Annotated in this window: 19 protein-coding genes and 7 tRNA genes; all 26 read left to right on the forward strand. The window is 62.1% G+C overall.

Annotation, left to right across the window (positions count from 1 at the left end; translation table 11 throughout):
- The 26 genes from LQ952_RS01925 to LQ952_RS02050 all read left to right on the forward strand — a co-directional run bounded on the left by LQ952_RS01925 (window position 1) and on the right by LQ952_RS02050 (window position 21,628).
- Complete coding sequence (locus LQ952_RS01925) at window positions 1–441, forward strand: biotin/lipoyl attachment domain-containing protein (protein ID WP_238620966.1); 441 nt, start codon at window positions 1–3, stop codon at window positions 439–441.
- A gap of 5 nt (window positions 442–446) precedes the next feature.
- Window positions 447–857 (forward strand): DsrE family protein, encoded by a 411-nt coding sequence (locus tag LQ952_RS01930; RefSeq protein ID WP_238620968.1) that lies wholly within the window; start codon window positions 447–449, stop codon window positions 855–857.
- A gap of 110 nt (window positions 858–967) precedes the next feature.
- Entirely contained in the window at window positions 968–1,408 is a 441-nt protein-coding gene (gene gcvH, locus LQ952_RS01935; protein WP_238620969.1) for a glycine cleavage system protein GcvH, read from the forward strand.
- A 115-nt stretch (window positions 1,409–1,523) separates the two neighbouring features.
- Window positions 1,524–2,675: a radical SAM protein gene (locus LQ952_RS01940; RefSeq protein WP_238620970.1), complete on the forward strand. Its 1,152-nt coding sequence runs from the start codon at window positions 1,524–1,526 to the stop codon at window positions 2,673–2,675.
- Between the two features lie 79 nt (window positions 2,676–2,754).
- Entirely contained in the window at window positions 2,755–3,861 is a 1,107-nt protein-coding gene (locus LQ952_RS01945) for a lipoate--protein ligase family protein (protein ID WP_238620971.1), read from the forward strand.
- Window positions 3,848–4,972 (forward strand): NAD(P)/FAD-dependent oxidoreductase, encoded by a 1,125-nt coding sequence (locus tag LQ952_RS01950; RefSeq protein ID WP_238620972.1) that lies wholly within the window; start codon window positions 3,848–3,850, stop codon window positions 4,970–4,972. The genes LQ952_RS01945 and LQ952_RS01950 overlap by 14 nt, the downstream gene beginning before the upstream one ends.
- Complete coding sequence (locus LQ952_RS01955; protein WP_238620973.1) at window positions 4,969–6,120, forward strand: radical SAM protein; 1,152 nt, start codon at window positions 4,969–4,971, stop codon at window positions 6,118–6,120. The genes LQ952_RS01950 and LQ952_RS01955 overlap by 4 nt, the downstream gene beginning before the upstream one ends.
- Window positions 6,121–6,260: 140 nt before the next feature.
- Window positions 6,261–6,686, forward strand: a complete 426-nt coding sequence (locus LQ952_RS01960; protein WP_238620974.1) for a hypothetical protein — start codon at window positions 6,261–6,263, stop codon at window positions 6,684–6,686.
- 327 nt (window positions 6,687–7,013) lie between these two features.
- Window positions 7,014–8,729, forward strand: a complete 1,716-nt coding sequence (locus LQ952_RS01965) for an acetolactate synthase 3 large subunit (protein ID WP_238620975.1) — start codon at window positions 7,014–7,016, stop codon at window positions 8,727–8,729.
- Window positions 8,730–8,736: 7 nt separating this feature from the next.
- The gene (gene ilvN, locus LQ952_RS01970) at window positions 8,737–9,231 is read left to right on the forward strand and encodes an acetolactate synthase small subunit (protein ID WP_200172700.1); all 495 of its coding nucleotides are present in this window, start codon (window positions 8,737–8,739) and stop codon (window positions 9,229–9,231) included.
- 64 nt (window positions 9,232–9,295) lie between these two features.
- Entirely contained in the window at window positions 9,296–10,312 is a 1,017-nt protein-coding gene (gene ilvC, locus LQ952_RS01975) for a ketol-acid reductoisomerase (RefSeq protein WP_238620976.1), read from the forward strand.
- 110 nt (window positions 10,313–10,422) lie between these two features.
- Window positions 10,423–11,058, forward strand: a complete 636-nt coding sequence (locus LQ952_RS01980) for a phosphatidylserine decarboxylase (RefSeq protein ID WP_238620977.1) — start codon at window positions 10,423–10,425, stop codon at window positions 11,056–11,058.
- On the forward strand, window positions 11,055–11,813 hold the full coding sequence (gene pssA, locus LQ952_RS01985) for a CDP-diacylglycerol--serine O-phosphatidyltransferase (RefSeq protein ID WP_238620978.1): 759 nt from the start codon (window positions 11,055–11,057) through the stop codon (window positions 11,811–11,813). The genes LQ952_RS01980 and pssA overlap by 4 nt, the downstream gene beginning before the upstream one ends.
- Before the next feature lie 131 nt (window positions 11,814–11,944).
- Window positions 11,945–12,021, forward strand: a tRNA-Pro gene (locus tag LQ952_RS01990).
- Window positions 12,022–12,049: 28 nt separating this feature from the next.
- Window positions 12,050–12,126: transfer RNA gene (locus LQ952_RS01995), tRNA-Arg, on the forward strand.
- Window positions 12,127–12,162: 36 nt separating this feature from the next.
- Window positions 12,163–12,238: transfer RNA gene (locus LQ952_RS02000), tRNA-His, on the forward strand.
- 75 nt (window positions 12,239–12,313) lie between these two features.
- Window positions 12,314–12,389: transfer RNA gene (locus LQ952_RS02005), tRNA-Lys, on the forward strand.
- A 121-nt stretch (window positions 12,390–12,510) separates the two neighbouring features.
- Window positions 12,511–12,595: transfer RNA gene (locus LQ952_RS02010), tRNA-Leu, on the forward strand.
- Window positions 12,596–12,758: 163 nt separating this feature from the next.
- Window positions 12,759–14,069, forward strand: coding sequence for a trigger factor (gene tig / locus LQ952_RS02015; protein WP_238620979.1), 1,311 nt, complete (start codon window positions 12,759–12,761; stop codon window positions 14,067–14,069).
- Entirely contained in the window at window positions 14,070–14,720 is a 651-nt protein-coding gene (gene clpP, locus LQ952_RS02020) for an ATP-dependent Clp endopeptidase proteolytic subunit ClpP (RefSeq protein WP_238620981.1), read from the forward strand. It begins immediately after the preceding gene.
- A gap of 104 nt (window positions 14,721–14,824) precedes the next feature.
- Window positions 14,825–16,099, forward strand: coding sequence for an ATP-dependent Clp protease ATP-binding subunit ClpX (gene clpX, locus LQ952_RS02025; protein ID WP_238620982.1), 1,275 nt, complete (start codon window positions 14,825–14,827; stop codon window positions 16,097–16,099).
- Between the two features lie 286 nt (window positions 16,100–16,385).
- Window positions 16,386–18,827 (forward strand): endopeptidase La, encoded by a 2,442-nt coding sequence (lon, locus tag LQ952_RS02030; RefSeq protein ID WP_238620983.1) that lies wholly within the window; start codon window positions 16,386–16,388, stop codon window positions 18,825–18,827.
- 337 nt (window positions 18,828–19,164) lie between these two features.
- Window positions 19,165–19,437 (forward strand): HU family DNA-binding protein, encoded by a 273-nt coding sequence (locus tag LQ952_RS02035; RefSeq protein ID WP_238615876.1) that lies wholly within the window; start codon window positions 19,165–19,167, stop codon window positions 19,435–19,437.
- A gap of 12 nt (window positions 19,438–19,449) precedes the next feature.
- Window positions 19,450–19,525, forward strand: a tRNA-Val gene (locus LQ952_RS02040).
- A 21-nt stretch (window positions 19,526–19,546) separates the two neighbouring features.
- Window positions 19,547–19,623 (forward strand) — tRNA-Asp (locus LQ952_RS02045).
- Window positions 19,624–19,741: 118 nt separating this feature from the next.
- Window positions 19,742–21,628, forward strand: coding sequence for a SurA N-terminal domain-containing protein (locus LQ952_RS02050; RefSeq protein ID WP_238620984.1), 1,887 nt, complete (start codon window positions 19,742–19,744; stop codon window positions 21,626–21,628).
- Window positions 21,629–21,673: the final 45 nt, after the last annotated feature.

Raw genomic sequence — 21,673 nt, forward strand, 5'->3', positions numbered from 1 at the left:
ATGGATTGCAATGGCTGCGAGTTCCATCCGGATCTTTACTACGACGATGAGTACCAGGTCTGGCTGCGCCGGGAACCGGGAGATATCCTGACCGTCGGCATGACCGACCTGTCCCAGGCCATCGCCGGCAAAATCCTGCACGTGCGGGTGCGTCGGCCGGGCAGCCGGCGTCCCCCCGGCAAGCCGGTGGCCACCATCGAGAGCGGCAAGTGGGCGGGGCCTGTCCCCAACTTTGTGGACTGCACCATTTTGGAGATCAACGAGGCGGTGATGGCGACCCCGGCCCTGCTGAACCAGGACCCCTTCGGGGCCTGGATTGCCCGGGTGGCGGTGCATGAGCCCCTGGATGCCGCCCTGCGGCGTTTCGTGACCGGGGAGGCGGCGAGGGCGGGTTATTGTGCCCGCGCCGAACGGGACGACATCCACTGCGGGCGTGAGTAAGGAACATGGTGCAGACACCATCGGCAACACCGGATGATGTGGAGGCAGACCAGACCGTGGTCTTCATCATGACCAGCGGTCCTTCCTCCCCGGCGCGCTGTGCCACCCCTTTCTATCTGGGGTCGGTGCTGGCTGCCATGGATGCCCGGGTACACATCTTTTTCACCATGGAGGGGGTGAGACTGATGCAGACGGGGGTGGCGGAGTCGCTGTGTGCCATGCCGGGTGGGCGTCGCATCATCGAATTCATCCGGGACGCCAAGCGGGCCGGGGTAGTGCTGCACGTCTGTGAGCCGGCGATGCCCGGCTATGACATGGACCCGGATGCGGACCTGATCCCGGAGGTGGATCACGTGGCCCGTGCCAGTGATCTGGCGGATCTGGTGCTGGACTGTGACAAGCTGATCACCTTCTGAACGGGCAGGGTGGCAGGTCTTGACCTGCATCACCTCGGGGCCATCGCCGTCGCCGGGAGACTCGATATACTGCAATGGGTAATATTCAAATACTCGAAAAGGAGATAATCATGGGCGCAGTCAAGGGCTGTGATCTGCCGGAAGAGCTTCAGTACAGCATCGACAACAACGTCTGGGTGCGCCGGGGCGACGACGGCAACGTGACCGTGGGCATGACCGCCTACGCTTGTGCCCTGGCGGGGCAGGTGGTGTCCTATACCCCGAAGAAGGCCGGCAAGGATGTGAAGAAGGACAAGTCCTGCGCCACCGTGGAATCCGGCAAGTGGGTGGGTCCCGCCAAGACCCCGATCAGCGGCGAGGTGGTGGCCGTCAATGATGCCGTCTCCGCCAGTCCGGGTCTGATCAACCAGGATCCCTACGGCGAAGGCTGGCTGGTGAAGATCAAGCCCGCCGACTGGGATGGCGATGCCGTCGACCTCAAGACCGGCGCCGATGCGCTGGCGGCCTTCCAGGCCAAGATGGACGCGGACGGCTTCAAGGGCTGTGCCTGATCGGCGGCGGCTGACCCAGTGCCCCTCTCCCTCGGGGAGAGGGGTTGGGGTGAGGGGAGTGCGGGATGTTCGCCGCAAAACCTGCCAACAGAACCACCGTCAAGCAAGGATTCCCATGACCGACTGGTACCCGCTGGCCGCCCGTATCGAGGCCCTGGAAGAGCTGTCCCTGAATCCTGATCTGGTGCGCCGTCTCCAGGCCCGGCATCCGGCCGACGGGTTGGCTTCGGATGCCCGCATCGACTTCTACACCCCCAGCTTCAAGTCCTACCAGACCACCGAGATCAGCCGCTGTGCCGGCCATGCCTGGCCCGCGGTGTCCATCACCGGGGGCGATTGCAAGCTGCAGTGCGACCACTGCAAGGCCAAGCTGCTGGAGCCCATGATCCCTGCCCGATCCCCGGAGGCCCTGTGGGCGCTGGTGAACCGATTGCTGGAGGAGGGGGGGCAGGGGATGCTGCTGACCGGCGGTTCCAACCACCGCAATGAGGTGGAGTACGGCCCCTATTACGACATCATCCGCCGCATCAAGGATGAATTTCCCCAATTTCGCATCGCCCTGCACACGGCCCTGGTGGACGAGGATGGCGCCCGCTGCATGGCCGATTCGGGCATCGATGCCGCCATGATGGATGTGATCGGTGCCCAGGAAACCATCACCCAGGTCTATCACCTGCGCCGCCGCGTGGAAGATTTCGAGGCCACCCTGGAACACCTGGTGAAGACCCCCATGAAGGTGGTGCCTCATATCGTCATGGGGCTGCACTACGGACGCTTTCTGGGAGAATGGGATGCCCTGGCGATGCTCCGGCGTCACACTCCCGATGCGGTGGTGCTGGTGGTGGTGATGCCTTTTCATGCCAATCCGAAACGGCCTTTCGAAACGCCGAGCCCGGATGCGGTGGGCAGGTTCTTTCTGGATGCCCGCCAGGCCCTGCCCGGGACACCGCTGTTGCTGGGGTGCGCCCGCCCCCCGGGGGAGGTGAAGGCGATGATCGATACCTATGCGGTGATGGCGGGTATCAACGGACTGGCCCACCCGGCCGAAGGCACCGTGGAACTGGCGGCACGGCTGGGGTATCGGGTTCGGGTCATTCCTTCCTGCTGCTCCATGGCCGTGGGCGAGGAGGTGCTGGGCGATGACCAGGCCGGTCTGGAACTGGATCTGGAAGCCATCCTGGCGGACGAGCACCGGCGCCGGACACCTCGGGGGCTGGCCGGCATCCCCGTCGTCGCCCAGGCACCGGCCGCCATGGCGCGTTCATGATCCCGGTTAAGCCCCTCACCCCTTGTGGGAGAGGGGTTGGGGTGCCGGGTGAATATCAAGCATGAATGGGAGTGGACCGATGTCGGAAAAGATCAATCTCAGAGTCCTGGACACCGGTCTGCGCCGGGCCGCCGAGAATATGGCCCTGAACCGGACTCTGTTGGAGTGTCATCAGGCGGGGCATAGCCCCCATACCTTGCGTTTTTTGCGCTTTGAGCCCTGTGCCCTGGTGGGCTTCCACCAGAACGTGGCGCAGGAACTGCGGATCGATCGCTGTCTTGCCGAGGGGATCGACATCCAGCGCCGCATCACCGGCGGTGGTGCCATCTATTTCGATCCCGGTCAGATCGGCTGGGAGCTGTACGTGGATCGGCGCTTTCTGGGCACCGCCGACATGGGGAAGATCGCCCGTCGCATCTGCGAGGCGGCGGCGGACGGCATCCGCCGTCTGGGCGTGGACGCCCGCTACCGCCCCCGCAACGACATCGAGGTGGCGGGACGCAAGATCTCCGGCACCGGCGGGGCCTTTGACGGCAACTCCATCATGTACCAGGGCACCCTGCTCATCGACTTCGATGTGGAACGCATGCTGAGGGTTTTGCGCATCCCGGCAGAAAAACTCTCCGACAAGGCCATTGCCTCGGCCCGGGAGCGGGTAACGAACCTGCGGGAACTGCTGGGCGAGCCGCCGCCCCTGGCGCGGGTCCAGTCCGCTTTGGCCGAGGCCTTTGCCGAGGCCTTCCAGGTGGATCTGGTACCGGCGGATAACCTGAATTCGCGGGAGCAGAACCACTTTGCCCAGGCCCTGGCGGAGATCGACAGCGAAGAATGGGTTTACCAGCGCAATCGCCCGGAAGGGGGCATGCCCCTGCTGGAGGCGGTGCATCGCTGCCAAGGTGGTCTCATGCGTGCCGGGGTGATGCTGGATGAGGCCCGGGGCATCATCCGTCAGGTCTGGATCACCGGGGACTTTTTCATGAACCCCCGGCGCATGCTGGTGGATCTGGAGGCGTCTCTCAAGGAGACGCCGGTGGCGGAGTTGGAGGCGAATATCCACCGCTTCTTCGATGCCTATCGGGTGGAGATGCTGATGCTCTCCCGGGAGGATTTCCTGCAGGTCCTGCGCAAGTCCCTGGACTCCCGTGACCCGGCGTCTGCAAGGGCAGAGCCCCGTGTTTCCGGTTGACGTGCTGGTGGTGGGGTTGGGGCCGGGGGGGGGCAGCGCCGCCCGGATCGCGGCCGAGGGCGGCGCCCGGGTGCTGGCGGTGGAGCGTCGGGCCGCGGTGGGAGAGCCGGTGCAGTGCGCCGAGTTCATTCCGCTGCCCATGGGGTGTCATGCCCGGGATGCGGCCGTGTACTGTCAGCCCATCACCGGGATGAGCACCTATCTACCCTCGGGCGTTCGCCACGACAGTGACTTTCCCGGGATCATGATTCATCGGGGTGCCTTTGACCGGGCCATTGCCCGGCAGGCCGAGCGGGCCGGCGCAAGGCTCTGGACCGGCACGACCCTGGTGGGACTGGACCCGGTGGCCCGGGTGGCCCGGGTTCGGCAAAGAGGCGGGATGACATCCGTCACCTACCGATTGCTGGTGGCGGCGGATGGCCCCCATTCTTCGGTGGCGGCCCATCTGGGGCTGCCAGCCCTGGAGTTGGTGCAGACCCGACAGTACACCGTGCCACTGCTCAAGGTTCATGCAGAGACGGACATCTGGTTGTCCGGGGACTATCCCGGCGGCTACGCATGGCTCTTTCCCAAGAAGGGCGAAGCCAATCTGGGTCTGGGGATCGATAAGCGCCTGACCCCGGATCTGAAGGCACCCCTGGATGCCCTGCATCGCACCTTGGTGCGGGAAGGGCGGGTCGGGGCAAAGATTTTGCGCCGTACCGGCGGGGCCATTCCCGTGGGCGGCCTGCGAGGTGTCCTGGTCCATGGTGAGGTGCTGTTCGTGGGCGATGCGGCGGGCCTGACCCATCCCATTACCGGCGGCGGCATCGCCCCGGCAGTGATCTCCGGCGAACGGGCCGGGGGGGCCGCTGTGGCATATTTGCAGGGCGAGGATGGGGCCCTGGTCGACTATGACGAGGAGATCCGCGACCTGTATCAGCCCGGCCTGGACCGCGCCGTGGCCCGGCGTCGCGAGCTGATCGCCGCCTGGCGGGTGTCGGCGCTGGATCAGGATGCCCCCCACCGTCGCGGCTGGATCGCCTTCCCCGAATACCTGCAGGACCCTCCTGCCCGCGAGCCGGGATCACACACACCAGCACCGACCACCGAGGAGCGGATACCCATATGAGCACCCCCGCCGATGCCCGGGACATCCCGGTCAATTTCTATCGTCCGGATCCGTACATCAAGACGCCCCGGATGCGTTCCCCGGAATATGTGCAGATGTCCACTGCCGCCGCCATCACCCTGGGACTGGTCAAGGGCTGGATGCACCGTACCCGCTGCACCCATTGCCTCAATCTGCTGGTCACCTATCCGGAAGGCTGTCGGGCCAACTGTAGTTACTGCGGCCTGGCCCGTCACCGGGAGGAATCCCGCGACTATGCCGACCGTAACTTCATCCGGGTGGACTGGCCCACGGCTCGCTATGATGACGTGATCGAGCGCATTCGCAACGGGGCCGACCAGGGACGGTTCGAGCGCATGTGCATCTCCATGATCACCCATCCGGATTCGGACGAGGACACCGCCATCCTGCTGGATAAGTGGGTGCAGGCGGTGCCCCATATCCCGGCCTCCATCCTGTCCAACCCCACCACCATGGGCTACGACGACCTGGTGCGACTGCGGGACATCGGCGCCCAGATCTTCACCGTCGCCCTGGACGCCGTCACGCCCGAAGTCTTCGAGCGCACCCGGGGGGCGTCGGTGGACAGCCCCCATCGTTGGGGGACCTACTGGCAGGCCCTGGAATGGGCCGCCGAGATCTACGGCCCGGAGCGTTTCGGTGCCCATCTCATCTGCGGCATGGGGGAGACGGAGCGGGAGATGCTGGAGGTCTGCCAGCGCATCTGCGACATGGGTGGGCACAATCATCTGTTTGCCTTCTTCCCGGAACAGGGTTCCCTGATGGAGGACTGGTCGCCGGCGCCCCGGGACCAGTGGCGGCGGGTGCAGCTGGCCCGTTTCCTGATCGACTATCGCGGGGTGCGGGTGCAGGACATGGGTTTCAACGGGCAGGGGCGGGTGGTGGATTTCGGTCTGGATCGCCAGGAACTGGAGGCCCTGATCGCTTCCGGTCGTCCGTTTCAGACCTCCGGTTGCCCCGGGCATTCCGATGACGAGATCTCGGCCTGCAACCGTCCGTATGGGGATTCGAGTCCCACGGACATCATGTCCTTCCCGTTTGCCTTGTCGGACCAGGATGTGGCCTTCGTGCGACGTCAGATGGCGGGGGAGGATATCGGTACCTTCGACCATGAAGGTGACGCATAGGTGTGACCTGTGTTGAGGCGCCCGCGGGGGGAGATGCATGGGAGACTTGACCTTTCATGGAATAAGTCTAGAGTTAAAGGCTATGAGGGGAGTCAGGATTGTCCCGGTCAGTGATATCCGCGAGGAGTCGGCGCACAGTGATGTCTACTTCAGGTACTTTTCGTGAACAGACCGGTAGCCGCCGGCCTACCATTCAATCCCGTCTGGATCGCAGGTTCATCGTCATGACCGCTCGGGAGTCGCTGCTGTCCGATCTGGACATGGTGGCCCCCATCGGCTGGACCCGGGTGGTGGCCACGGAGCTGGCGGAACTGGGAGACTGGAACGACATCCTGCTCCATCGCTTCGTGCTGCTGGACCTGGAAGGGGGCGACGCCTTCGATCCCCTGGACGTGATCCGGATGCTGAGGACGGAGTATCAGATCAACATCCCGGTATTCTGCTTCGGCGGGGACGAGGATCTGCAGGACCAGATGCGTCTGGCCCGGGCTGATCGATTCTTTACCCGGGATGAGATGCTGGACATGCTGCCCGACTTCTTCGAGCAATACGGCTGGGGCGGGTAGGGCGCAATCACCCCACCCGGTCTGTTCCCGGACGTTCAGGCGGATATCCCGGCCGAACGGCGGGGCACGCCCCCGGGTCTGCGTTGCGCGTAACAAAACCTTTCCATGTCCCCTGTACCAAGCGCGGGTGGTCCCGGCGTGTGCCCGGGTCCACCCGACTGCGGCTTTCCGGTTTCGACATCGGCAACTTCGGCGGGGGAAAACGATCCGAATGGTGAAATTCATGCCCCGACATATTATGATCGAGCCTTTTCCCCTTCGTTCCGCGGTCAAACTCTTCAGGGGGTTGTCCCGGGGCGTAGTTAGCCCAGAGCAGGCAAGCTTCTTATGCAGCAGGAGACCAAGACCGTGGAATTGACCGGTGCCGAGATTTTCGTCCGCTGTCTGCAGGAGGAAGGTGCTGATCTGATATTCGGGTACCCCGGCGGCTCCGTACTCCATATCTACGACGCCCTGTACCGACAGGATAAGGTCAAGCATATCCTCGTGCGACATGAGCAGGGGGCGGTGCACGCCGCCGAAGGGTTTGCCAAGTCCACCGGCAAGCCCGGTGTGGTCCTGGTGACTTCCGGCCCCGGTGCCACCAACGCCGTCACCGGTATCGCCGATGCGTACATGGATTCCGTGCCTATGGTGATCTTCACCGGCCAGGTACCCACCAGCCTGATCGGCAACGATGCCTTCCAAGAAGTGGACACCGTGGGTATCACCCGCCCCTGCGTGAAGCACAACTTCCTGGTCAAGGACGTCAAGGATCTGGCCACCACCATCAAGAAGGCCTTCTACGTGGCTACCACCGGTCGCCCGGGACCTGTGGTGGTGGACATCCCCAAGGACATCACCGCCGCGCGCTTTGAGTTCAGCTACCCCAAGAGCATCAAGATGCGCTCCTACAACCCCACGGTGAAGGGGCATCCGGGACAGATCCGCAAGGCGGTGGACCTGATCCTGTCCGCGAAAAAGCCCATGCTCTACACCGGTGGCGGCGTGATCCTGGGCAATGCGGCCAAGTCCCTGACCGAACTGACCCGGCTGCTGAACTACCCCATTACCAATACCCTCATGGGGCTGGGCGGCTATCCGGCCTCCGATCGTCAGTTCCTGGGTATGCTGGGCATGCACGGCACCTATGAGGCCAACATGGCCATGCACCATGCGGATGTGCTCATCGCCATCGGTGCCCGCTTCGATGACCGGGTCACCGGCAACATCGAGAAGTTCTGCCCCCATGCCCGCATCGTCCATGTGGACGTGGACCCGGCCTCCATCTCCAAGAACGTGAAGGTGGACGTGCCCATCGTCGGCCAGGTGGATCAGGTGCTCAAGACCATGATCAAGGAGATCAAGGCTAGCGGGGCTCGGCCCGATCCGGATGCCCTGGCCGATTGGTGGAAGCAGATCGACGAATGGCGGGCCATGGACTGTCTCAAATACGACAAGACCAGCGAACTGATCAAGCCCCAGTACGTGCTGGAGACCCTCTGGCGCCTGACCAAGGGGGATGCCTTCGTCTGCTCCGACGTGGGTCAGCACCAGATGTGGACGGCCCAGTTCTACGGCTTTGACAAGCCCAACCGCTGGATCAATTCCGGCGGCCTGGGCACCATGGGCTTCGGTCTGCCGGCGGCCATCGGGACCCAGATCGCCCATCCGGACGAGACTGTGGTCTGCGTCACCGGCGAAGCCAGTATCCAGATGTGCATCCAGGAGTTGTCCACCGCCCTGCAATATCATCTGCCCATCAAGGTGGTGACTCTGAACAATCGCTACATGGGTATGGTGCGCCAGTGGCAGGAGTTCTTCTATCAGGGGCGCTATGCCATGTCCTATATGGATGCACTGCCTGATTTCGTGCAGCTCGCCGAGGCCTACGGTCACGTGGGCATGCGCATCGAGCAGCCGGGTGACGTGGAAGGTGCCATCCAGGAAGCCCTGAAGATGAAGGATCGCCTGGTGTTCATGGACTTTATCACCGACCAGAGCGAGAACGTCTACCCCATGGTTCCGGCCGGTGCAGGCCAGAACGAAATGATCCTCCTGTGATGCGACCATGAGACACATAATCTCAATCCTGATGGAAAACGAGTCCGGCGCCCTGTCCCGGGTGGCCGGGCTGTTCTCGGCCCGTGGCTACAATATCGAGTCCCTCACCGTGGCCCCCACCGAGGACCCGACCCTGTCCCGCCTGACCCTGGTGACCCGCGGGTCGGATGAGGTGATCGAACAGATCACCAAGCAGCTCAACAAGCTGGTGGACGTGGTCAAGCTGCTGGATCTGACCGAGCACCGCCACATCGAGCGCGAGATGATGATGGTGAAGCTCAAGGTCCAGGACGGTGAGCAGCGGGCCGAGGTTGTGCGCATGACCGAGATCTTTCGCGGCCACATCATCGATGTGAGTGCCACCGCCTATGTGGTGGAACTCACCGGCGACAGCCCCAAGCTGGATGCCTTCATCGACGCGGTACGCGGTTTTGAGGTGGTTGAAGTGGTACGCTCCGGCGTCATGGGCATTGCCCGCGGCGACGTGGCCCTCAGGCTTTGATCCCATTTTCCTTAATCTGAAATCTGAACCTTTACTCTTTATCCGTATTTCGGGGATACCTACCATGCAGGTCTATTACGACAAAGACGCCGATCTCTCCATCATCCAGGGGATGAAGGTGGCCATCATCGGTTACGGCTCCCAGGGCCACGCCCATGCCAACAACCTGAAGGATTCCGGTGTTGACGTGACCGTGGGCTTGCGCCCCGGCTCGATCTCCGCCAAGAAGGCCGAAGATGCCGGTCTGAACGTCAAGAACATCGAAGTGGCGGTCAAGAATGCCGACCTGGTGATGATCCTGGCCCCCGACGAGCACCAGGCCGCCCTCTACCGGGAACTGGTGGAGCCCAACCTGAAGGAAGGCGGTGCCCTGGCCTTCGCCCATGGTTTCAACGTCCATTTCGAGCAGATCCAGCCCCGTGAGGATCTGGACGTGATCATGATCGCACCCAAGGGTCCCGGCCATCTGGTACGTTCCACTTACAAGCAGGGCGGCGGTGTGCCCAGCCTGATCGCCGTCTACCAGGACGCCAGCGGTCGTGCCCGTGACATCGCCCTGTCCTACGCCTCCGCCAACGGCGGCGGCCGTGCCGGTGTGATCGAAACCACCTTCAAGGACGAGACTGAAACCGACCTGTTCGGTGAGCAGGCCGTGCTCTGTGGTGGCGCCTCCGCCCTGGTCCAGGCCGGTTTCGAAACCCTGGTGGAAGCCGGCTATCCGCCGGAAATGGCCTACTTCGAGTGTCTGCACGAACTCAAGCTGATCGTCGACCTGATGTACGAGGGCGGCATCGCCGACATGCGCTACTCCATCTCCAACACGGCGGAGTACGGCGACATCACCCGTGGCCCTCGGGTGGTCAACGAGCAGACCAAGGAAGAGATGCGCAAGATCCTGCGCGAGATCCAGACCGGTGACTTTGCCCGCGAATTCATCCTGGAAAGCGCTTCCGGCAATGCCAAGCTCAAGGCCAGCCGCCGCATCGCCCGCGAGCATCCCATTGAAGTGGTGGGCTCCCGTCTGCGCGACATGATGCCCTGGATCAAGGCCAACAAGATCGTGGACAAGTCCAAGAACTGATCTTTCATGGTGTTGTGATGACAGGGGCTGCGCCTGGCGCAGCCCCTGTCTTGTGTGCAATCCAGCCCGAGAGTGAACCGCCTTTCGGGCCTGTCGTCCGGGATACATCCATGCTCCCCATCGCTCCGGAAGGACGTCCCTATCTGGCCCAGGTCGCCGTCCTGGTGGCCCTGGCGCATTTTTTTCTGGGTTTCTGGGCCTTCCCGACCTGGTTATTGCTGATCGCCGCACTGGTGATGTTCCGTGACATGCCGCGCAAGACGCCGCCCAATCCGTTGGCGGTGGTGAGCCCCGTGGATGGGGTGGTGGCCGATGTGCGTGAATGCCATGACCCCTTTCTGGATCGCCGGACCACCCGGGTCATCTTGCATCAGCGTCGTTTCGGGGAGTTCAATATCCATAGCCCGGTAGAGGGCAAGTTTCAGCAATACTGGGCGGGTGGCGAAGGGCAGGCAGTGGCGGAAGCCGAAGGCCGTTTTGCCATCTGGCTGCAGACCGACGAGAAGGAGGACGTGGTGCTGGCCACGGACCGTCGCCGCTGGCCCCATCGCCTGAGCATCCTGGCGCAGGCCGGTGAGCGATTAGGGCAGGGGCGGCGCTGCGGGTTCCTGGGCTTCTGGCGCCCGATGGAACTCTATCTGCCGCACAATGCCAGAGTGGACGTGAAGCCCGGTCAGACGGTCCTGGCGGGGACCGACGTGATTGCCACTCTGCTGCATAGAAAAGAGCCGACGGGAGGTTCATGATCATGGAGGGGCAGCCGGAACATCCCAAAGGGCGCAAGGGGATTTATCTCCTGCCCAATCTGTTTACCACGGCGGCGCTGTTCGCCGGCTTTTTCGCCATCATGGCGGCCATTAATGGGGATTTCATCGCGGCAGCAGTGTCGGTTTTCATTGCCATGGTGCTGGATGGCGTGGATGGGCGTGTGGCGCGATTGACCCATACCCAAAGCGCCTTCGGCGCTGAGTATGATTCCCTGGCCGACATGGTGTCCTTTGGGGTGGCGCCGGCAGTGGTCATGTATCTGTGGGTTCTGAACGGACTCGGCCAGCTGGGGTTGGTGGCCACTTTCTTCTATACCGCTGCCGCGGCCCTGCGCCTGGCCCGGTTCAATACCAAGCTGGGCGTGGCGGACAAGCGGTTTTTCCAGGGATTGCCCAGTCCGGCTTCCGCGGCCGTCATGATGGGCCTGGTCTGGGTTTGGAACGACCTTGAGTTTTCCGGCGCCGGCATGATGCTGCCCGCATTGCTGATCACCGTCCTCTGTGGTGCGGCCATGGTGAGCAATCTCACCTACTTCAGTTTCAAGGACATGGATTTTCGCCATCGGGTCCCCTTTTTCGTGGTCATCGCGGTGCTGCTGGCGGTGATGCTCACGGCCATCGATCCGCCGAAGGTGTTATGGCTCGGTTTTGTCGTTTATGCCTTGTCGGGGCCCGCGTTGATGCTGTTCCGCTGGCGGCGTCGGCGTCTGCAGCGGGTGTCGGGGGAGGACTGATCTCTTGCCCCGGGCCAACGGGGTGTGGGCGTGTGGCGTAAAGTTAAATACGGGATTGACGGTGTCACCGCTTATGCGTAATATGTGCGCCTTCGGCATCGCCATTGACTGCACGCGATGCTCGGGAAATCCGGGGTATAGCGCAGTCTGGTAGCGCGCCTGCTTTGGGAGCAGGATGTCGGGGGTTCGAATCCCTCTACCCCGACCATTTGAAACCGCCAGGCGGCAGGATCCAGGCGCCCGTAGCTCAACCGGATAGAGCATCGGCCTTCTAAGCCGAGGGTTGCAGGTTCGAGTCCTGCCGGGCGCGCCAATTGTATGGTTTGATGCAGTAGCTGTTTTGTTTATGGTGGCCGTAGCTCAGATGGTAGAGTCCCGGATTGTGATTCCGGTTGTCGCGGGTTCGAGCCCCGTCGGCCACCCCAGATTACCAAGGATGACCGTGCAGGCATTCTCAGGATGCCGCGTCAGGGAAGCGTAAAGCGAAAAGTCGTGTTCCTGGGCCGTTAGCTCAATTGGTAGAGCAGTGGACTCTTAATCCATTGGTTGTAGGTTCGATTCCTACACGGCCCACCAATGTGTCCGGATATGCAGGAGGCCCGACGATTGTCGGGCCTTTTTGCATTGTGGGGCAGGGTTATGAACCTGCGGGCGTGCCTGTATAATGCCCTGCTACATCCGGCAGTGGCGGTGTTTGGCGAAAGTGGCGGAATTGGTAGACGCGCTGGATTTAGGTTCCAGTGGGGTAACCCGTGAGAGTTCGAGTCTCTCCTTTCGCACCATGTTCAAGCCATCGGCAATGCGTGTCCGGCAGACACACTCTCAGGGACTCGGCGATGTGCCGGGAGACATGGCGGGCGCACACACGGCGCTCTCGGTCCCCGGGTCTTGCCCGGTCCAAGAATTCTGAAATAGACGCGAACGACGCGAAGAGGTTTTCAGTCCATGCAAGTATCAGTGGAGTCCTTGAGCAGCCTGGAACGGCGCATGACGGTTCAGGTGCCTGCCGAGCGGATTCAGGAAGAAGTGGATCGTCGTCTCAAATCCCTGGTGAAGCGGGTGAAGATTGATGGCTTCCGCCCCGGCAAGGTGCCGCTCAAGGTGGTCCAGCAGCGTTATGGTGACGGGGTGTACCAGGAGGTCCTGGGTGAACTGATGCAGTCCTCCTACCAGGACGCCCTGAACCAGGAAAGCCTGATTCCCGCCGGCCCGCCGGATATCGAACCCAAGTCCGTCGAGGCGGGTGAGGCGCTGGAATACGTGGCTGTTTTCGAAGTCTTCCCCGACGTGGTGCCCGCCGACATGAGCGGCGTGGAGATTGCTCGCCCTCAGGTGGACATTGCCGATGCGGATGTGGACAAGGTCATTGACTCCCTGCGCAAGCAGCGCCGTCAGTGGTCCGACGTGGAGCGCGAGTCGGCCAAGGGCGACCGCATCGTCATCGACTTCACCGGCACCCTGGACGGCGAGGCCTTTGAAGGCGGCAGCGCTGAGGATGCCAATCTGGAACTGGGCGAAGGCCGCATGATCCCCGGTTTCGAAGAGCAACTGGAAGGACTCAAGACCGGTGATGAGAAGACCATTTCCGTGACCTTCCCCGAAGACTACCCGGCGGAGCATCTGGCCGGTCGTCCGGCTGAGTTTGCCGTCAAGGTCAAGGCCGTGCAGGAATCCGTGCTGCCTGAAGTCAATGACGAATTTGCCAAGGATTTCGGTGTCGAAGACGGTGGTGTGGAAAAATTGCGTGAAGAAGTGCGCAAGAACATGACCCGCGAAATGGAACAGGCTGTCAAGGCCAAGGTCAAAGAGCAGGTGATGCAGGCGCTGTTCGACCGCAATCCGGTGGATCTGCCCAAGGCCGTGGTCAAGGACGAGATCAACCGTCTGCGGGAGCAGGCCATCTCCCGCTTCGGTCGTAGCGCCCAGGGGGTGCCGGACCTGGCGGACGAGCTGTTCGAGGAAGAGGCCCGCCGTCGGGTGGCCCTGGGGCTGGTGATCCGCGAGATCATCCGTCGCGATGAGATCCGCGTGGATCAGGCCCGTGTCACGGCAGAGCTGGACGCCATGTCCGCCGGTTATGAAGACCCGGAACAAGTGGTGAAGTACTATCGCAGTAACAAGCAGGCCATGAGTGGCCTGGAAGCCATGGTTCTTGAGCAACAGGTGGTGGATCAGGTGCTGGAACAGTGCCAGGTCAAGGATGAGTCCATCAGCTTCGACCGTCTCATGAACCCATCGCAGGAGACTGAAGTCTAAATGAGCGATCGTGGGTTTGCAGCAACGGGCGGTGCCCTGGATACCCGGGCACTGAATCTGGTCCCCATGGTGGTCGAGCAGACCGCCCGGGGGGAGCGTGCGTATGACATCTATTCCCGACTCCTCAAGGAGCGGGTGATCTTCGTCGTGGGTCCGGTGGAGGACTACATGGCGAACGTGATCGTGGCGCAGCTCCTGTTCCTGGAGTCTGAAAACCCCGACAAGGACATCAGTCTCTACATCAATTCCCCCGGCGGTGTGGTCACCGCCGGGCTGGCCATCTACGACACCATGCAGTTCATCAAACCTGATGTCAGCACCCTTTGCATCGGTCAGGCCGCCAGCATGGGCGCCGTCCTGCTGGCCGGCGGGGCTGCGGGCAAGAGATACTGCCTGCCCCATTCCCGGATCATGATTCACCAGCCCCTGGGCGGATTTCAGGGGCAGGCGACGGATATCGACATCCATGCCCGCGAGATCCTCAAGGTTCGTGACCAGCTCAACGGCATCCTCTCCCATCACACCGGCCAGCCGGTGGAGCGCATTGAGCAGGATACCGAGCGTGACCGCTTCCTGAGCGCCACTGATGCCCAGGAATACGGCATCATCGACAAGGTCCTGGAGACCCGGAGTTTGCTCCAGGGTTCCTGATCCGGAAGGTTCCGGACGGCAGGGAAACCGCGTCCGGCTGCGGCTTGCATCTTGTCCCGAAAAGGGGCAAGGTGTAACCGAATGGTATTACTTGAGGTCCGCTCATGAGCGACAAGAAAGGCAAGGATTCGGACAGCGGCAAACTGCTCTACTGTTCCTTCTGCGGCAAGAGCCAGCATGAGGTGCGCAAGCTGATTGCCGGTCCGTCGGTATTCATCTGCGATGAGTGCGTGGAGCTGTGCAACGACATCATCCGCGAGGAGATGCAGGAGCAGGGCGCGGTCGCGGGCAGCAAGTTGCCTCGTCCTCATGAGATCAAGCAGATCCTGGATGAATACGTCATTGGGCAGGAGCGGGCCAAGAAGATCCTGTCCGTAGCGGTGTACAACCACTACAAGCGCCTGGAGGCTCGTGGGGGCAAGGATGAAGTCGAGCTGGCCAAGAGCAACATCCTGCTCATCGGTCCCACCGGTTCCGGCAAAACCCTGCTGGCCGAGACCCTGGCACGCCTGCTGAACGTGCCCTTCACCATCGCCGATGCCACCACCCTCACCGAGGCGGGCTACGTGGGCGAGGATGTGGAAAACATCATCCAGAAGTTGCTGCAGAAATGCGACTACGACGTGGAGAAGGCCCAGACCGGCATCGTCTACATCGACGAGATCGACAAGATTTCCCGCAAGTCCGATAACCCCTCCATCACCCGGGATGTCTCCGGCGAGGGTGTGCAGCAGGCCCTGCTCAAGTTGATCGAAGGCACCGTCGCTTCGGTCCCGCCCCAGGGTGGCCGCAAGCACCCCCAGCAGGAGTTCCTGCAGGTGGATACCCGCAACATCCTTTTCATCGTGGGCGGTGCCTTTGCGGGGTTGGAGAAGGTCATTCGCGACCGCACCGAGAAGGGCGGCATCGGTTTTTCCGCCGAGGTCAAGAGCCGCAACGACGCCCAGTCTTCCAATCAGCTGCTGTTCGGTGTGGAGCCGGAAGACCTGATCAAGTTCGGGCTGATCCCCGAGTTCGTGGGCCGTCTGCCTCTGGTGGCGACGCTGGAAGAACTGGATGAGGACGCCCTGGTGCGCATCCTCACCGAGCCCAAGAATGCCCTGACCAAACAGTATCGCAAGCTGTTCGATATGGAAGGGGTGGAGATCGAGTTCCGGGAAGATGCCCTGCGCGCCGTGGCACGCAAGGCCATGGAACGCAAGACCGGTGCCCGTGGCCTGCGGACCATCCTGGAGCAGGTGCTGCTGGACACCATGTACGAGATCCCTTCGGTGGAAGGTGTTTCCAAGGTGGTGGTCGATGATGCCGTGATCATGGGTGATGCCAACCCCTATCTGATTTACGAAAATTCCGATTATCAGAAGGCCGCCTCGGACTGAGTGCCCGCCCCCTGGTCCTCGGATGCGTTGCTTTCCGACGGATGTCAGGGTGGTATCCGGACTATGACGCAGCGCCATGCCCCACTCCCGGCGTGGCGCTGTGTCGGTTGCTAGCCTGTCTTGATTGTTTCTCCCTCCCTTTACTCGATTTGCAGCCTTTTGTCGCCCGGCGCCTTGATTTCCCGGGGAACATACCCATCAAATAGGTTATGGCGGATTGCCAATCCCGGGTCGGCCCCGGTCTTGGTGAAATCTATCACCAAATCCTTATTGAGAGACGAACACCATGGATAATGATCAAAAACCCCAGGCAGCCATGGACGACCCGATTCAGACCGTTCCCGTGCTGCCCTTGCGTGATGTGGTGGTCTATCCCCACATGGTCATCCCCCTGTTCGTCGGTCGGGAGAAGTCCATCCGGGCCTTGGATACGGCCATGGCTGCGAACAAGCAGATCCTTCTGGTGGCCCAGAAGAGTGCCGAGGTGGATGAGCCTTCGGCAGAGGAGATCCATCGCGTAGGAACCCTGTCCTCCATCCTGCAATTGCTCAAGCTGCCCGACGGCACCATCAAGGTGCTGGTGGAGGGCTCCGAGCGTGCCCGTGTGATCGAACTGACGGATGCCGAGGAACACTTCACCGCCCAGATCACTCGGGTGGCACAGTTGCCGGGCGGGGATGAGCGGGAGATGGAAGTGCTGACCCGTTCGGTCCTGAACCTCTTTGATCAGTATGTGAAACTGAACAAGAAGATCCCGCCGGAGATCCTGACCTCCCTGGCCGGCATTGATGACGCAGCACGGCTGGCGGATACCATCGCCGCTCATATGTCGCTGAAGATCGAGGAGAAGCAGAAGATCCTCGAGATCGATGACGTGCGTGCCCGCCTGGAACACCTCATGTCCATGATCGAGGGCGAGATCGACATCCTCCAGATCGAGAAGCGCATCCGCGGTCGCGTGAAGCAGCAGATGGAGAAGAGCCAGCGGGAGTATTACCTCAATGAGCAGATGAAGGCGATCCAGAAGGAGCTGGGTGACATGGAGGATGCCCCCAACGAGCTGGAGGACCTGCAGCGGCGTATCAATGACGCCGGTATGCCCAAGGAGGCCAAACAGAAGGCCCAGAACGAGCTCAACAAGCTCAAGATGATGTCCCCCATGTCCGCCGAAGCCACCGTGGTGCGCAACTACGTGGAGTGGCTGGCCAACATGCCCTGGAAGAAGCGCAGCAAGGTGCGCAATGATCTGGCTGAGGCCCAGCGGGTGCTGGATGAGGATCACTACGGTCTGGAAAAGGTCAAGGAACGGATTCTGGAATACCTGGCCGTGCAGCAGCGGGTGCGCAAGCTCAAGGGCCCGATCTTGTGCCTGGTGGGGCCGCCGGGGGTGGGCAAGACCTCCCTGGGGCGCTCCATCGCCCGGGCCACCAATCGCAAGTTCACCCGCATGTCCCTGGGCGGGGTGCGTGACGAAGCCGAGATCCGCGGCCATCGTCGCACCTATATTGGCGCTTTACCCGGCAAGATTGTGCAGAACCTCTCCAAGGTGGGCACCCGTAACCCCCTGTTCCTGCTGGACGAGATCGACAAGATGGCCATGGATTTTCGCGGCGATCCGGCCTCGGCTCTGTTGGAGGTGCTGGACCCGGAACAGAACAGTACCTTTGCGGATCATTATCTGGAAGTGGATTTCGATCTATCGGATACCATGTTCGTGGCCACGGCCAACAGCCTGAACATCCCCGGCCCCCTGCTCGATCGCATGGAAGTCATTCGACTGCCCGGCTATACCGAGGACGAGAAGACCAATATCGCCCATAACTATCTGTTGCCCAAGCAGATGAAGAACAATGGCCTCAAGGATGGGGAACTGGTGGTCAATGAGGGCAGCATTCGTGACATCATCCGCTTCTACACCCGGGAGGCGGGGGTGCGTAACCTGGAGCGGGAGATTTCCAAGATCTGCCGCAAGGTGGTCAAGGAGCATCTGCTCAAGGGTACCGAGCGCAAGACCCAGGTGACGCCGAAGAATCTGGATAAATATCTGGGTGTGCGGCGCTTCCGTTACGGTCTGGCCGAGGAGCATGACCAAGTGGGTCAAGTCACCGGCCTGGCCTGGACCGAGGTGGGTGGTGAGTTGCTGACCATCGAGGCCGCCGTGGTCCCCGGCAAGGGCAAGTGCCTGCATACCGGCAAGCTGGGTGATGTGATGCAGGAGTCCATCCAGGCCGCCATGACCGTGGTACGCAGTCGTTGCCGTACCCTGGGCATCGCCGAGGATTTCTACGAGAAGAAGGATATCCATATCCACGTGCCGGAAGGGGCGACACCCAAAGATGGTCCCAGTGCCGGTATCGGCATGTGCACGGCCATCGTCTCGGCCCTGTCGGGTGTCCCGGTGCGGTCCGACGTGGCGATGACCGGCGAGATCACGCTGCGGGGTGAAGTCCTGCCCATCGGCGGTCTCAAGGAGAAGCTGCTGGCCGCCCATCGGGGTGGTATCGAGACGGTGATCATTCCCAGGGAGAATGAGAAGGACCTGGTGGATATCCCCAAGAATATCAAGAGCAAGCTGGAGATCCGCGCGGTACGCTGGATCGATGAGGTGCTGGCCATTGCCCTCAAGGAGCGCCCGACGGCAGATGAAGGGGATAAGCCGAAAAAGCCTGAGGTGGTCTCCAAGGGGGCGGAGGAGGCCACGAAGCGAGGAGGGGTGCCCCACCATTGAGTCCGTCCGACTGATGGAGGGCACGGCAGGCAGGTCATAAGGCGCGGCGGCTGGAAGAGTCATGTTCTTCCGGCCGCCGGTTTCCGTTCCGGAACCTTCTGGAGCGCCGTCTGCCGACCGTTTCAGCGCAGGATGAAGCCTTGTTGACAGGTCCGAAATCCGCTTGGTATAAAGTCCGCGTTCTTGTCGCAGCACCCATAACTATACCTAGAACCTTTCATTGCCCGAGTCATGGCGCCGACCACGAGAGTCAGGCGCATCCGTACGTGTTTTTCTCCAGACTCGCGCGACTCTCACACCACTTCTCCACCCTCTGCCCAAGCGAAGGTAAAACTGAATGAATAAATCCGAACTGATTGACGCCGTAGCCAGCTCCGCCGATCTTCCCAAGGCAGCGGCTGCGCGCGCGGTGGATTCCATGATCGACGTGATTTCTGCCACCCTGCGTCAGGGTGATCAGGTGACGATCGTCGGATTCGGGACCTTCCTGGTGCGCAAGCGTGAAGCCCGTAGCGGCCGCAATCCCCGCACCGGCGAGACCATCGAGATCGCGGCTTCCAACGTTCCGAGTTTTAAGGCTGGTAAAGCGCTGAAGGATGCTGTAAACTAGCGTGCTTTAGATGGGTGCTTAGCTCAGCTGGTAGAGCGTCGCCCTTACAAGGCGAATGTCGGGGGTTCGATCCCCTCAGCACCCACCAAGGTTCTTTACAGCAGTATCTGGAGCGGTAGTTCAGTTGGTTAGAATACCGGCCTGTCACGCCGGGGGTCGCGGGTTCGAGTCCCGTCCGCTCCGCCATCTATCGAAAAGGGCGCCTCAGGGCGCCCTTTTTTATTGCCCCGTCTCTGCATGTCCGCCCCGCTTATCCGGTATCATGTCGGTCATTTTCCCAATGGCAGACTGATAGCTTCTTCTCATGCTCCTGAAAATTCGCGACAAAGCCAGCGGCTGGTTGGCCTATGCGATCATCATCATGATCGCTATTCCCTTCGCCCTTTGGGGTGTGCATGAATACTTCGGCGGTGGCGCCCGTCTGGTGGCCGTGGAGGTGAACGGGGTGGAGATCACCACCCGGGCCCTCCAGCGAGAGGTACAGCAGCAAAGGCAGCAGGTGGCTCAGTTCTTCGGCGGGCGACTGCCGCCGGAGTTGGTGGATGACGAACGCCTCAGGGAAAATGCCCTGCAGACCCTGATTCGTAGGGAGCTGATGCAGCAGGCAGTGGCCGCTCAGGGTTTCCGGGTCAGCCAGCAGGCCGTCGCCCGTGAACTGGCGGGCTTTGAGGCATTCCAGCGGGACGGTGTCTTTGACCCGGTCCGGTATACCCAACTCCTGGAGGCCCAGCGCATCAGCCGTGGTGCTTTCGAGCAGGATGTGGCCATGGGGTTGCTGATGGAACAGTTCGAGGGCGGGGTCAGGATCTCCGCCTTTGTGACCGATGCCGAGGTGCGCGAATATCTGCGTCTGCGGGATCAGGAACGGGATCTGAGCTATTTCGTCATCCCGGCGGCGGAATATGCCGCGGGCGTGGAGATCAGCGACGAGGACGTTCAGGCCTACTATGCGGCCCATGGTGACCGCTTCCGGACGCCGGAGCGGGTGCGTCTGGAGTATCTGCTGCTGGATCTGGAGCAGTTGGAGGCCCGTATCACGCCCAGCGAGTCTGAACTGCGCCGCCACTATCAGCAGCAGATCGACCGCTTCACGACCCCCGAGGAGCGGCGTGCCGCCCATATCCTGGTCCGGGTCGGCGCCGACGCCGACGCCGATGCGGTGGCCGATGCCCGTGCCCGTGCCCAGGCACTGCGCGCCCGGGTGAGCGGTGGTGAGGATTTTGCTCGGGTGGCCGCGGATGCCTCGGAAGACCGCCTGACGGCAGCGCGGGGAGGGGATCTGGGTTATGTCCAGCGGGGTGATCTGGGGCCGGCCCTGGACGGGGTGCTGTTCACCCAATCCGTCGGTGACCTGAGTCAGCCGGTGCGAACCAGCGAAGGCTTTCATCTGATCCTGCTGAGCGATATCGAACGGGCCTATTCGGAGCCGTTTGAGAATGTGCGCGAGCAGGTGGCGGAGGAGCTGCGTGCCCGGCAGGTGGAGTCTCGTCAGATTGAGCTGATGGAGCGCCTGCTGACCGAGAGCTATGAGCACCCTCGCAGCCTGGATGCGGCCGCCGATGCCACGGGTCTGGAGATCCGTCGTTCCGACTGGATGACCCGTGACCAAGGGCAGGAGCTGGGCAGCTTCCCCATGGTGCGGCAGGCCGCCTTCAGCCAGGAGGTGCTGCAGGAAGGGCGTAACAGCGATCTGATCGATCTGCCCGATGGCCGTTCCGTCGTGGTGCGCGTGTCGGCGCATGAGCCGGCTGCACCCCGTGCCCTGGCTGAGGTAGCAAACGAGATCCGGGCGCTGATCCGGCGTGAACAGTCAGGCCGTCTGTCCCGGGAGGCCGGTGAGCGGGTGCTGGAAGCCTTGCGTGATGGTGGGGATCTGACCACGGTGGTGGAAGGACTGCCGGGTAGCCTGGAGCAGCATCGCACCATCACACGGGACAGTACCGATGTGCCGGGAGGGATCATCACGGCAGCCTTCGGTCTATCGGCCTCGGGCGCGGCGGGTATGTCCCTGGATAGCGGGGATTATGCCCTGGTGAAATTGCATGCAGTGAGGGATGTGGAACCTGGACGTGCCGAACTGGCACGGGCCCGGAGTCATCTGGAAGGGCTGTATGGGGCGCTGGACTTCGAGGCCGTGTTGAACGCCATGGAGGCCGAGGCCAAGATCAAGATCCATCGAGACAATCTGTGAGTCTGACCCCTGTTCGCCGGCAAGCCGGCGAACAGGGGTGGGTGG

Source organism: Ectothiorhodospira lacustris, assembly GCF_022227785.1.
GTDB classification, from domain to species: Bacteria; Pseudomonadota; Gammaproteobacteria; order Ectothiorhodospirales; family Ectothiorhodospiraceae; genus Ectothiorhodospira; species Ectothiorhodospira lacustris.